General features: G+C 28.4%; 12 protein-coding genes and 2 tRNA genes. 10 read left to right on the forward strand and 4 right to left on the reverse strand.

The genetic code is table 11. The annotated features are described in order from the left end of the window. Positions 1-256 precede the first annotated feature (256 nt). The 5 genes from ACPKM0_RS01175 to clpB all read left to right on the forward strand — a co-directional run bounded on the left by ACPKM0_RS01175 (position 257) and on the right by clpB (position 6,870). Positions 257-1,060, forward strand: coding sequence for a MetQ/NlpA family ABC transporter substrate-binding protein (locus ACPKM0_RS01175; RefSeq protein ID WP_472472966.1), 804 nt, complete (start codon positions 257-259; stop codon positions 1,058-1,060). A gap of 69 nt (positions 1,061-1,129) precedes the next feature. After that, positions 1,130-2,326 carry a DNA recombination protein RmuC gene (locus ACPKM0_RS01180; RefSeq protein WP_472472967.1) on the forward strand — a complete coding sequence of 399 codons (1,197 nt, stop codon included), beginning with the start codon at positions 1,130-1,132 and terminating at the stop codon, positions 2,324-2,326. 44 nt (positions 2,327-2,370) lie between these two features. Next, positions 2,371-3,390, forward strand: coding sequence for an ornithine carbamoyltransferase (gene argF / locus ACPKM0_RS01185; RefSeq protein WP_472472968.1), 1,020 nt, complete (start codon positions 2,371-2,373; stop codon positions 3,388-3,390). 213 nt (positions 3,391-3,603) lie between these two features. After that, on the forward strand, positions 3,604-4,209 hold the full coding sequence (locus ACPKM0_RS01190) for a TetR/AcrR family transcriptional regulator (RefSeq protein ID WP_472472969.1): 606 nt from the start codon (positions 3,604-3,606) through the stop codon (positions 4,207-4,209). 81 nt (positions 4,210-4,290) lie between these two features. Continuing rightward, positions 4,291-6,870 carry an ATP-dependent chaperone ClpB gene (gene clpB / locus ACPKM0_RS01195; RefSeq protein WP_472472970.1) on the forward strand — a complete coding sequence of 860 codons (2,580 nt, stop codon included), beginning with the start codon at positions 4,291-4,293 and terminating at the stop codon, positions 6,868-6,870. Here the strand turns inward: clpB and ACPKM0_RS01200 are convergent. Then, positions 6,834-7,442, reverse strand: a complete 609-nt coding sequence (locus ACPKM0_RS01200) for a nucleotidyltransferase family protein (protein WP_472472971.1) — start codon at positions 7,440-7,442, stop codon at positions 6,834-6,836. The two genes, clpB and ACPKM0_RS01200, sit on opposite strands and share 37 nt — an antisense overlap. A gap of 47 nt (positions 7,443-7,489) precedes the next feature. Between ACPKM0_RS01200 and ACPKM0_RS01205 the strand changes: the two genes are divergently transcribed. After that, on the forward strand, positions 7,490-8,206 hold the full coding sequence (locus tag ACPKM0_RS01205) for a DUF554 domain-containing protein (RefSeq protein ID WP_472472972.1): 717 nt from the start codon (positions 7,490-7,492) through the stop codon (positions 8,204-8,206). Here the strand turns inward: ACPKM0_RS01205 and ACPKM0_RS01210 are convergent, their stop codons facing one another. The 3 genes from ACPKM0_RS01210 to ACPKM0_RS01220 all read right to left on the reverse strand — a co-directional run bounded on the left by ACPKM0_RS01210 (position 8,207) and on the right by ACPKM0_RS01220 (position 12,227). Then, a complete protein-coding gene (locus ACPKM0_RS01210; protein ID WP_472472973.1) occupies positions 8,207-8,416 on the reverse strand; it encodes a type II toxin-antitoxin system antitoxin in 210 nt (69 codons plus the stop codon). 50 nt (positions 8,417-8,466) lie between these two features. Further along, on the reverse strand, positions 8,467-9,405 hold the full coding sequence (locus ACPKM0_RS01215) for an SPFH domain-containing protein (RefSeq protein ID WP_472473022.1): 939 nt from the start codon (positions 9,403-9,405) through the stop codon (positions 8,467-8,469). A gap of 308 nt (positions 9,406-9,713) precedes the next feature. Beyond that, the gene (locus tag ACPKM0_RS01220; RefSeq protein ID WP_472472974.1) at positions 9,714-12,227 is read right to left on the reverse strand and encodes a glycogen/starch/alpha-glucan phosphorylase; all 2,514 of its coding nucleotides are present in this window, start codon (positions 12,225-12,227) and stop codon (positions 9,714-9,716) included. 221 nt (positions 12,228-12,448) lie between these two features. On the opposite strand from ACPKM0_RS01220, the gene ACPKM0_RS01225 reads away from it, so the two are divergent. The 4 genes from ACPKM0_RS01225 to secE all read left to right on the forward strand — a co-directional run bounded on the left by ACPKM0_RS01225 (position 12,449) and on the right by secE (position 13,226). Next, positions 12,449-12,520 (forward strand) — tRNA-Thr (locus tag ACPKM0_RS01225). Between the two features lie 62 nt (positions 12,521-12,582). Further along, positions 12,583-12,759: a 50S ribosomal protein L33 gene (rpmG, locus tag ACPKM0_RS01230; protein WP_472472975.1), complete on the forward strand. Its 177-nt coding sequence runs from the start codon at positions 12,583-12,585 to the stop codon at positions 12,757-12,759. A gap of 31 nt (positions 12,760-12,790) precedes the next feature. Next, a tRNA-Trp gene (locus ACPKM0_RS01235) sits at positions 12,791-12,864 on the forward strand. A 182-nt stretch (positions 12,865-13,046) separates the two neighbouring features. Next, positions 13,047-13,226 carry a preprotein translocase subunit SecE gene (secE, locus tag ACPKM0_RS01240; RefSeq protein WP_472472976.1) on the forward strand — a complete coding sequence of 60 codons (180 nt, stop codon included), beginning with the start codon at positions 13,047-13,049 and terminating at the stop codon, positions 13,224-13,226. Position 13,227 lies beyond the last annotated feature (1 nt).

Genomic DNA, 13,227 nt, shown 5'->3' on the forward strand with positions numbered 1-13,227 from the left:
AAAATATGCAAAAAGTGTATAAATATACTTGAATTAATGATTAAAACGGTATATGTTAATTACAAGAAAATTCATAGGAGAGGTATCATGATTATAAATAGTTATTCTTTATTCACAACTACAATGATGTCTCGTATTATGATGCCCAATCGGGCATAATTATCTATATCTACATAAATTCAAAAAATATATTATAATCAAATTAAATAGAACGAATATAGGATAAGTATATCCAAAAAATAATAAGGAAAAGAAAATGAAAAAATCAATTGCAACATTATTAATTGTATTGGTAACAGCTTCAGCATTATTTGCTGGTGGGGCAAAAGAAGAAGCGTCTTCAAACAAGATTGTCGTAGGAGCAACTCCAGAACCTCATGCTGCAATGTTAACTTTAATTCAAGAAGATTTAGAATCTCAAGGTTATGAACTTGAGATTATTGAATTCACTGATTATGTAACACCAAACGAAGCATTAGAAAGTGGCGAAATTGATGCAAACTTCTTTCAACATTTACCATACTTAGAAACATTTAATACTGAACATAATACACATTTAGTATCAGCTGGTGGAATTCATGTAGAGCCAATTGCATTATATTCTTCAAAAGTTGATTCTTTAGAAGATTTACAAAATGGTGCAACTATTGCAATTCCAAATGATCCAACTAATGAAGGAAGAGCTTTATTATTATTAGAAAGTGCTGGTTTAATTAAGTTAAATGAAAATGCTGGTTTAGAAGCAACTCCTTTTGATATTGCAGAAAATTCTAAAAACTATAAGTTTAAAGAGATAGAAGCTGCAACATTACCTAGAATTATTGGAGATGTTGATGCTGCAGTAATTAATGGTAACTATGCAATACCTGCTGGATTAATTGCAACAAAAGATGGTTTATTAATTGAAGGTGCTCAGTCTCCATATGTTAATGTAATTGCAATTAAAGAAGGGTCTGAGTCTGCAAAAATTGATGCCTTAGTAGCTGCTTTAAAGAGTGATAAAGTCGCAGCTTGGGTAGCAGAGAAATATCCAAATGGTGAAGTAGTACTTGTAAAGTAAAGTTTAAAAGGAATGCAAATTTATTTGCATTCCTTTTTATTTATTAAAGTTAATGTTATCCTATATATAATGAACATAAATGTAATTATTTTAATAATAAATCTTATTTTGATTTTATTAGTCATTGTTTTACTTTTTAAAAGTAAAAATTCTAAAGCATCAACAGATGAATCAACTTTAAATGTACTTTTAAATCAAAATAATGAAACTAGAAAAGAACTCTTACAAATACTAGAAAATCAAAGAAAAGGTTTATTTGACCAAATACAAAGTTTTGATCAAAGGCTTATTTCTTCTTTAAATAATGTAGAAAAAAGAAATGATAAGCTAACACAAGACGTTAATAATCAATTAGAAAAGATACAAAAAGATAATGAGTTAAGGTTAGAATCAATTAGAGAGACTGTTGATAAAAAGTTAACAAATACTCTTAATGAAAGATTGGGAGAATCATTTAAGGTTGTAAGTTCTCAATTAGAAGTAGTTCATAGTTCTTTAGGAGAAATGAAAAAACTAGCTAATGATGTTGGTGATTTATCTAGAATATTAATGAATGTAAAAGTTAGAGGAACTTGGGGTGAATATCAACTTGAAAATATTTTAGAACAGATTTTGATTCCATCTCAATGGGAAAAAAATGTAGCGACGAAGAAGTTATCAAATAATCGAGTTGAATTTGCAATAATTTTACCTGGAAAAGGGGAAAATAAAATATATTTACCTATTGATGCTAAATTCCCTAAAGAAGACTATGAAAGGCTTCAAGAGTATCAAATAAATGGAGATAAGGAAAAAATATCTTTAGCAAAGAAAGCTATAAAAAATAGAATCATTAGTGAAGCTAAAGACATAAATAATAAATATATTGATCCTCCTAATACTACAGATTTTGCGATTCTTTTTATTCCTATTGAAGGCTTATTTGCAGAAATTTTAAGTATAAATGGGTTAATTGATAATATTCAAAAAGATTATAAAGTAGTAGTTAGTGGTCCAACTACATTTGCTGCACTAGTTAACAGCTTACAGATGGGTTTTAAGACTTTAGTTATTGAGAAAAGAAGTGAAGAAGTATGGAATATTTTATCAAGTGTAAAAACTGAGTTTAAAAGATTTTCTTTACAAATAGAAAAAGTTCAGCAAAAATTAAATCAAGCTAGTTCATCAATAGATCAATTAGGAACGAGAACACGTGTTATGAATAAAAAGTTAAGTTTAGCAGAAGATTTAGATGAAAGTGATCAAGAAGAAGATAATAATATATAAATAATTGAATAAAAAATAAATACTATATTTAATGAGGTAAATATATGAGTGAAAAAGTAAATTTAAAAGGACGTAGTTTCTTATCATTATTAGATTATTCTAAAGATGAAATTTTGTATTTAATTGAATTATCAAAGCAATTAAAAAACAAAAAAAAGAATAAAGAATATGATAAAGCATTATCAGGTAAATTATTAGATAATAAAAATCTTGTACTAATTTTTGACAAGACTTCAACAAGAACACGCTGTTCATTTGAAGTTGCAGCTAATGATGAAGGTTGTGGTGTTACTTTTTTAACAAATAGTCAGATGGGTAAAAAAGAATCTATTGAGGATACTGCAAATGTTCTAGGACGTATGTACGATGGAATTCAATATAGAGGATATAGTATGGATTTAGTAAAAGATATTGCTAAATTCAGTGGCGTTCCTGTTTTTAATGGACTAACTGATGATGATCATCCAACACAAGTTTTAGCAGATTTTTTAACAGTACAAGAACATAGTGGCAAAGCTTTAGAGGACATTAAGTTTACATATGTTGGAGATGGGAGAAATAATGTTGCAAATGCATTAATGATAGGTGCTGCAAAAGTTGGGATGACTTTCTGTGTTGCAACTCCAAAAGAATTAATTCCAGATGCAAAATTGATGGAAAAAATTCAAGCTGCTGCTAAAATAAGTGGAGCTAAAATTTCAGTTATTCAGGATCCAAAAGAAGCAGTTAAAGATGCTGATGTTATATATACAGATATTTGGGTTTCAATGGGTGAAGAAGATATGATGGAAGATAGAATAAAATTATTAAAAGCTTATCAAGTAGATATGGACTTAGTAAAAGCATCTAATAACGAGAATGTGTTATTTGAACACTGCCTTCCTTCTTTCCATGATTTAGAAACTTCTGTTGGTAAAATGGTTTTTGAAAAATATGGCCTAAAAGAAATGGAAGTAACTGATGAAGTATTTAGGTCAAAACATTCTGTTGTTTTTGATGAAGCTGAAAATAGAATGCATACTATTAAGGCTGTAATTGTAGCAACAATGAGTGAAAAACTATAAATTATTAAAGTCCTAAGCTAATATTAATAGCTTGGGATTCTTTTTTATATTAAAATGTTATTTATCTAATAATTATTTTTTTAAATTATATGCATTTTTCTTTATTTTTGAAGTTTTTTTTAATAAACAATGTTGAGTTGTATAATATTATGATGCATAATAATACATAAAGTAATAAAAATGTCAAAATAAAAAAATAAAGGAAATATAGAAATGCCAAAGAAAATTGATCATGAATCTAGAAAAATAAAAATATTGCAAACTGCTTTAGTTGTTTTTGCTAAGGAAGGATACAAAGATTCAAATTTATCATTGATTGCTCAAGAATGTGGTATTTCTAGACCTACTATTTATCAATATTTTAAAGATAAAGATGAAATTTACTATTATGCAGTTAAGTTAGTTACAAATGCTATGTTTGAAAAATATGGAAAATTTGCTTGGGATTCTGATGAAAATGTTTTAGATAGAATAATTGCTATTTGTTCAGATATAATTGATTCTGGTGTTGAGCACATTGGAGAATTAACTTCTCTAGTAGATGTAATGTTTGTAATGCGTAAAGAAGGTACTGATTTTAATCAAGTAATATTAAGAAGGACTGCGAAGTTAAATATTTTATTTAAACGGTTATTAAGGTTAGGAATTGATAATGGTGATATAAAAGAGGGAACTTCTATTGAATTAGTAACAGAACATCTTTCATTATTATTAGAGTCTTTTTGTATTGAGTTAGCTTTTTTAGAATTAAAAGATGCAAATAAAAATAAAGAGTTAATTTCTACTTATCTAAATTTTTTAAGAAATCCAAATAAATAAGATTCCGAAAATCAAAGTTGTCGTTTTATAAATTTATTATTATTTTTTTATTTACTAGGGGCGAGTAAAAAGGAAAAAGAAATGAATATTGAAACAATGACAATTAAAATGCGAGAAGCACTTCAGTCTGCATATTCAATAGCTAATGAAAACGGTAATCCTCAAATAACTACAGAGCATATTATATTAGCATTATTAAATGCAGAAGAAGGCTTGTTATCTCCTCTCTTTGAAAAAATTGGAGTACCACCAAGATCTGTTATCGATATAGTTACTAATCGAATTAATAATTTGCCAAAAGCATATGGTGGAAATACTAGTCAGAATTTATCTCAAGAAGCATCTAATATATTAATGGATGCAGAAAAAGAAAGTCATAAATTTAAAGATGAGTATGTTAGTACAGAACATTTTCTTTTAGCTTTATTAAATTCTAATTCACCATTAAAAGATGATTTTACTAAATTAGGCTTAAACAGAAATAATGTTATGGAAGCTTTAAAAGATATTAGAGGTAGTCAAAGAATAACTTCTAATGATCCAGAATCCCGATATAAAAGTTTAGAAAAATATTGTAAAGATATAACAAAATTAGCAAGAAATGGTAAACTTGATCCTGTAATTGGAAGAGATGAAGAAATAAGAAGAATCATGCAAGTTCTTTCAAGAAGGACTAAAAATAATCCTGTACTTATTGGAGAGCCTGGAGTAGGTAAAACTGCTATTGTAGAAGGATTAGCTAATAGAATAGTTTCAAATGACGTTCCAGATTCATTAAGAAATAAAAGAATACTTGCATTAGATATGGGTGCTTTATTAGCAGGTGCGAAGTATCGTGGTGAGTTTGAAGAAAGGTTTAAGGCTATTATTACAGATATTACTAACAGTGATGGTAGCATTATATTGTTTATTGACGAACTTCATACAATAGTTGGTGCAGGCGCTGCTGAGGGATCTACTGATGCTTCTAATATGATAAAACCCGCCTTAGCTAGAGGTGAATTACATACAATTGGAGCAACTACATTAGATGAATATAGGAAATATATTGAAAGTGATAAAGCTCTTGAGAGACGTTTTCAACCTGTTTTTACTAAAGAACCTAGTGTAGAAGATACAATTGCAATTCTTAGAGGGTTAAAAGAAAAATATGAAGTCCATCATGGTGTTCGAATAAAAGATGAGGCTTTAGTTGCTGCTGCCGTATTAAGCAATAGATATATTACAAATAGATTTTTACCAGATAAAGCAATTGATTTAGTAGATGAGGCTGCTAGCCAATTGAAAATTGAAATAGAAAGTCAACCTGAAGAGTTAGATAAACTTCAACACAAAGCTTTACAGTTAAATATTGAGAAACAAGCTTTATCCAAAGAAAAAGATACCTTAAGCAAAGATCGACTAAAAAAAATTGAACAAGAGTTAGCTGACATACAATCTAAAATAGATGCTATGAGTGCTCAATGGTTAAATGAAAAAAAATCTATAGATGAATTAAGGGCTAAAAAGGTAAAAGTAGAAGAATTAAAAACTAAAGAACAATCTGCTGAAAGAGATGGAGATTTAGCAACTGCTGCACAAATAAAACATGGAGAACTTCCAAATTTATTAATGGAAATAGATTTATTATCTAAGAAAATTGAGGATTTAAAGAAAAATGGAAAAACACTATTAAGAGAAGAAGTTTCTGAAGAAGATTTAGAAAGAATAGTAAGTAATTGGACTGGTATACCTATAAATAAAATGGAACAAAGCGAAATGGAGAAATATATCAATCTTGAAGATACTATATCTAAAGAAGTTGTTGGTCAAAAGAATGCAATTAATGCAATTAGTGATGCTATTAGAAGGAATAAAACAGGAATCTCTGATGAACATAAACCATTAGGAAGTTTCTTATTTGCAGGGCCTACAGGGGTAGGGAAAACTCTTCTTGCAAAAGTTTTAGCAAGACTATTATTTGATAGTGAAAAAGCTCTTGAGAGAATTGATATGAGCGAATATATGGAGAAGCATTCAGTTAGTAGATTAATTGGTGCCCCTCCTGGATATGTTGGTTATGATCAAGGTGGACAATTAACAGAAGTTGTAAGAAGGCGTCCTTATTCAGTTATTCTATTTGATGAAATTGAGAAAGCTCATCCTGAGGTTTTTAATGTCTTATTACAAGTACTTGATGATGGCAGACTAACTGATGGTCAAGGTAGAGTCGTTGATTTTACAAATACTATAATTATTATGACAAGTAATTTGGGATCTCAATTTCTTTTAAGTGACATAAATGAAGATGAATCTATCCTAAAAGTTAATCAAGCAATTCAAAGTGCATTTAAACCAGAATTTATAAATAGAATTGATGAAATAGTAGTCTTTAATAAACTTGGAGAAGCACAAGTTAAAAAAATAGTTTCTTTACAATTAGAAGAATTAAAAAATAGATTAGAAACTAAACAGCTACATTTAAGTTGGGATGATACATTGTTAGATAAACTATTTGAAGAAGGATATAATCCTAATTTTGGAGCAAGACCGATAAAAAGAGCTATTCAGAGAATAGTTGAAAATCCTTTGGCTAAAGAATTGTTAAAAGGGAAATTTAAAGAAGGTTCTTACATACATTTAACTTATTCTAATGATGTACTAGAAATAAGTCTTTCATAAGTTTCTTTAGTATCAATATCTTGAATATAAGCAATATTATTAGAATTGAAGGCTATAGTATCTTTCTTTTTTAAGAAAGATCTTAGGCCTTCATTTTTATTTTTAAAATCTAAAGCTATAATTTCTTTGCTAATGTTGTTATTTATTAATACCGGATGTCCAAAGGTTCCATTTACAAAAGGTCTTAATGCATCATGATTATTTAAATGTGGAATAAGATTTAAAAAGTCATCTTTTTTTAAAAAAGGTATATCTCCAACACTGATAAAATATGGAGAATCGTTTTTTAATTCTAGTGTTTTTTTAACTCCAACAATCAAAGATGATAGTTGTCCATAATTGTAATTTTCATTATGAGCTACATAAATATTAGTTTTATATTTCTTTTTTAATTTTATAATTTCTTTTTCTATTTCATCCTTAAAACAACCTGTAACAACAATAACATCTAGTTTAGCTTCAAAAGATGCCTTTATTTGATGTTCAATTAAACTTTTATTATTATATTTTAATAAAAGTTTATTATATCCCATTCTCGATGATAGACCTGCTGCTAAAATAATATTAAACACTTTAATTCCTCTTGAAACTGTGATTATTATACTATAGTTTAATAATTATGATTGCAACAATAATTAACTGTATAACTGTCTTAATTGGGTCTATAATTGGCTTATTTATAAGAAATCATATAAATAAAGAATTTAAGCATATAGTAGAAACATCTGCGGGATTAGTAACTTTATTAATTGGTTTTTCAATGGGGCTTGGTACTGATTCTTATGTAGTACTGCTTTTCTCTATAATAATTGGGGGAATGATTGGTTTTTATTTACATATCCATGAAGGAATATATAATTTAGGAACTAAAATAGAAAAAATGACAGTGAAAAAGGGTGAAGGGGATTCTTTTGCTAGAGGCTTTTTAAATGCTTCTGTTTTATTTTGTGCTGGCGCAATGACTATTTTAGGTTCAATTCAAGCCGGAACAACCCATGACTATGAATTACTATTAGTAAAAAGCTTTTTAGATGGTAGTATGAGTATTATTTTTTCAGCAACATATGGAATTGGTGTTATGTTTAGCATCATTGTTATTTTTATAGTACAAGGTTTTTTTACTTTATTAGGGTCTGCAATTGCTCCCATATTAGGTGATGCTGGTATAACAGAGTTAGCAGCAGCCGGAGGGGTTATGATTATAATGATTGGATTTAATTTGTTAGAAATTAAAAAAATTAAAACCGCAAATTTTTTACCAAGCTTAATTTTAGCTCCAATTTTAATAAAGTTTATCCCACCAATAATTGATTGGTTTATTAATATTCTTAATTAATTATTCATCGATAATATCTAATTCTTCCTTTTCAATTACTTCTATTTTTAAACGTTTTTTACGTTTTTTTACGCATTCGTTTAGGATATACTCAATTTGGCCGTTAACAGATCTAAAATCTTGTTCAGCCCATTGTGCTATATCGTCATATAACGATGAAGATAATCTAAGTGGTATTTGTTTTCTTTGGGGTTTCTTTTTTTCATTCATAATATTTATTAGTTTACTCCATCACTTAGGATGGAGTAATTTCTCTTAATCTAATATAAAGTTCCTGAATTTACAATTGGTTGAGCATCCTTATTTCCACAAAGTACAACTAATAAGTTGCTAACCATTGCAGCTTTTCTTTCTTCATCAAGTTCTAGGACTTCATTTTCTTTTAATTGTTCGATAGCCATTTGTACCATAGATACAGCCCCATCAACAATCATTTTTCTAGCATCAATAATTGCAGCAGCTTGTTGTCTTTGAAGCATAGCGGCTGCAATCTCTTGAGAATAAGCTAAATGAGTAATTTTAGCTTCAATGATTTCAAGCCCGGCAACATTAACCTTGTCTTGTATTTCGTTTTTTAAGCTCTCAGATATTTCTTGTGAATCTCCTCTTAATGATAATTTAGTTTCATCTTCAGGTGAATCATAAGGATACTTTCTTACAATGGTTCTTAAAGCACTATCACTTTGAATTGATAAAAATTCAAAATAATTTTCAACAGAGAAAGCAGCTTTTGCACAGTCAACAACTTTCCAAATTACTACAATTCCAATTTCTATTGGATTCCCCATTGAATCATTAATTTTTTGTTTTTGATTATTTAAAGTTAATGTTTTTAAAGACATTTTTTTAATTGGACTATCATAACTGACAGAATTCCCTTTAGAATCTTTTCTTTCGGCTTTTTTTAATCCTACAGTTGCACTTGTGTAAAAAGGATTTACATAGAAAAATCCTGGTCCTTTTAATGTTCCAACATATTTACCAAAATAGGTAAGAACTCTAGCAGAATTTGGTTTTAATACTTTTAAACCAGTAAATAAAAATATAATAAATGGTTCTAATAATGAGCAAAAAATAAGTGGAATAATAGATCCTAAGCCAATTGAACTAAATGTGATAATTATAATAAAAATTTGTAATAAAATAAGTAAAAATAGACCTAATCCGCCTTTCATTGATTTTGCCTTTTTGTCTTTTATATTTTCCATAATATCCTCCATATGATATCAATTTGATATCATATAAGTATTATGGATATTTTATTTACAAAAGTCAATGATAAATATTTAAATGTTATATTATTAATAAGGTTTGATAAAAATTAAAGAAAAAATTAATTATTAAAATTTAGTATAAAAAATAAAAAACCAAATGTAAAATATTACATTTGGTTTTATAATAATTTGTTTGTATAAAACAATTTAAATAAATTTAAAATAGTTTATAAATAATGAAATATAATTTACTTATTTTTATAATTATATCTCAAAATTAATCAAAATAGAATTTAGAATTTTTTAGCATTATCAACAGCTGTTTCTTTTTGAGCTGCTTTTTTAACTGGGCAAGGTTTAACATTCCAGATATCTTTTGCATATTCATTAATAGTTCTATCAGAAGAAAATTTAGCTGAAGCTGCAATATTTAAGATAGCTTTTTGATTCCATTCTTTTCGATTGTTTTTATATAAAGTTCTAGCCTTTGTGTGAGCGACATTATACATATCTAAATCAGCAAATAGGAAATATCTATCACCTTCTTCTAATAAAGATTTAGTTAATTGATCAAAAATATGAGGTTCTCCAATATTGAAATAACCACTTGTGACTAAATCAACAATATTTTTAATAGAATCATTATTTAAAATAAAATCATAAGGATTGTATGTAGGAGCTAAAGCCGCAATCTCTTTTTCTGTATTACCAAAAATAAACATATTTTCTTTGCCAACTTCTTCTGCCATTTCTACATTTGCACCATCTAAAGTACCTATAGTTAATGCACCATTAGCCATAAATTTCATATTACCTGTTCCTGAAGCCTCAGTACCAGCTGTTGAAATTTGTTCACTTAGGTTCGTTGCAGGAATAATTTTTTCAGCAAGAGAGACTCTGTAGTTAGGCATAAAGAATACTTTTAATACATCATTTACAGCAGGGTCATTATTAATTGTTTTTGATAAATTATTAATGAACTTAATAATTAATTTAGCGTTTACATAACCAGGAGCTGATTTACCACCAAATAAGAAAGTGATAGGTTCCATATCTTCTTTCTTTATTTCTCTATTTTTCAACTTAGTATAGATAAGTAAAATGTTCATTGCATTTAAAAGCTGTCTTTTATATTCATGAATTCTTTTTACTTGAGTATCAAACATAGTATTTGGATCAATTATGATATTAGAATCATTTTTTAAGAAATTTGCAGCACTTATTTTACAGTTCTTTTTGATTTTTGCAAAATCATCAAGGAATGCGCTATCAGTTGCAAGAGGAGCTAAATTTTTTATTTTAGAAAAATCTAAAATCCATTCATCTCCAATTGCCTCAGTAATCAATGAAGCTAATTCAGGGTTTGAATCTAATAACCATCTTCTTTGAGTAATACCATTAGTTTTATTATTAAAGCGATCTGGGAAAATTAAATTAAATTCAGGGAACATATTAGTTTTTAATAATTTGCTATGCAATTCTGCTACACCATTAGTACTATGTGAACCAATGATAGATAAATTAGCCATTCTAACCATTTTAGGAGTAGATTCTTCAATAATGCTAACTTTACTAAGCATTTGTGGTTTTAAAGGGAAGAATGAAGCAGCTTGTTGTAAAAATCTATGATTTATTTCAAAAATGATTTGAACATGTCTTGGTAATAGTTTTTCTAGCATAGGTAATGACCATTTTTCTAAAGCTTCAGGCATTAGAGTGTGGTTAGTATAACCAAAAGTATCAACACAAATTTCCCAAGCTTCATCCCAGCTAAGATTTTCTCTATCAAGTAACAATCTCATTAATTCTGGAACTGCTAAAGATGGGTGTGTGTCATTTAATTGGATAGCTGCAAGCTTAGAGAAGTCAGACCATTTATGGCTTTCTTTTTGTTTGAATCTTCTAATGATATCTTGTAATGAACAAGATACAAAGAAGTATTGTTGTTTTAATCTTAATTCTTTTCCCATATAACCTGTATCATTTGGATATAATACTTGAGAAATATTTTCTGCTGTTATTTTTGCTCTAACTGCTTCAGTGTAGTCGCCTTCATTAAATTCTTGGAAATTGAAGTCTTCTGCAGCTTTTGCGCTCCATAATCTTAAAGTGTTAATAGTTTTGCAACCATAACCTACAATAGGCATATCATAAGCCATTCCAGTTACAACTTCACCACCGTTCCAATTAAATACATCTTTTCCGTTGCTGTTTATTACATCAACTTTTCCACCAAATCTAACAGGGAATTTTAAATCATTTCTAGGTATTTCCCAAGGGTTTCCGTTTTTTAACCAACTGTCTGGAACTTCTTCTTGCCATCCGTCTTTTATTAATTGTTTAAAGATTCCGTAGTTATATCTAATACCATAACCAAATGCTGGAATTTCTAAAGTAGCTAGTGAATCTAAAAAACAAGCAGCTAATCTACCTAAACCACCATTTCCAAGCCCTGCATCAGGTTCTTGAGATTGTAGTTCTTCATAGCTTTTTCCAAGTTCAGCTAATGCTTTTTTTACTTCTTTTTCAATGCCAAGATTAACTATATTGTTGGTCATCGCTCTACCCATTAAGAATTCAAGGGAAAGATAATATACTCTTTTTGCATCTTTCTTTCTTTGGGTTTCTCTACTTTGGTGTAATTGATGAACAATTCTATCCATAATAGATAAGGCAAGGGCATAATAATGACCTTCTTTAGTGTTGTGAAAAATATCAGCATCTAATGTATATTTTAAGTGTTCAGCATAATCTTGAACAATATCATTAGAAGTTTTTCCAAAACGTGTCTTCTGTGTGTTTGTCATTTCTGTCTCCTTTAAAGGAATTTGTTATATGAATAAAATATAATAAAGATTTTATTGTTACAAGATACCTATTATATATGATTTGAGAATATAATTTAAAATAATAAAAAAAATAATAAAAAAAACAGAATTAAAACTTAAAGTCGGTTGACAAAAAGAATTGTGTTTGGTATGTTGACTTTCGCATGTATTGAGTTTTTATATGCAAAGGTAATTTATTTGCCCTTATAGCTCAGGGGTAGAGCACCACCTTGGTAAGGTGGGGGTCAGCAGTTCAAATCTGCTTGAGGGCTATAAGATAATGATTAGATATATTATGACAAGATATATATATAACTTGCTAAGGAGTTAGGATATGGCATCAAAGAAAAAGGGACCTGTTGAAAAGATTGCATTAAAGTGTACTTCTTGTAACCAAAAGAATTATACAACAGAAAAAAATCGTCGTAATACACCAGGAAAATTAGAACTTAATAAATATTGCCCATTTGAACGCAAACATACATTGCACAAAGAAGCAAAAATAAAATAGTCTAGTTCCTAAAGTTAATCGAGAAGCGAACAGGTCAGTAGCTCCAATGGCTAGAGCACTGGTCTCCAAAACCGGGTGTTGTAGGTTCGAATCCTACCTGACCTGTTGGCTTCTCGTATTGATTATTATGGGAAATCACGATAAAATCTCAGTAAAATCCTTTTGCTGGGATTTAAGCATTATTATATGGTGTGTTAAATTTCAAGTAAAATGGTGTTCTAGATGCGCCAAAATTAAGATTTTTCAAATATTAATATGTATTTATTAATATATTCTAGGGAGATAATATGAGTAAAATTAGAAAATTTTTTAAAGAATCTCGTCAAGAACTTTCAAAAGTAGTTTGGCCAACAAGAGAACAAGTTTTAATTTCAACTAGAGTTGTTTTAGTATCTGTTATTATTTTTGCAGCTGTTTTAGGTCTTGTTGATTACCTATTACTTCAAGGTTTATATTTAATTTTCTAAA

Source organism: Pleomorphochaeta sp. (assembly GCF_050031695.1).
GTDB lineage: Bacteria > Spirochaetota > Spirochaetia > Sphaerochaetales > Sphaerochaetaceae > Pleomorphochaeta.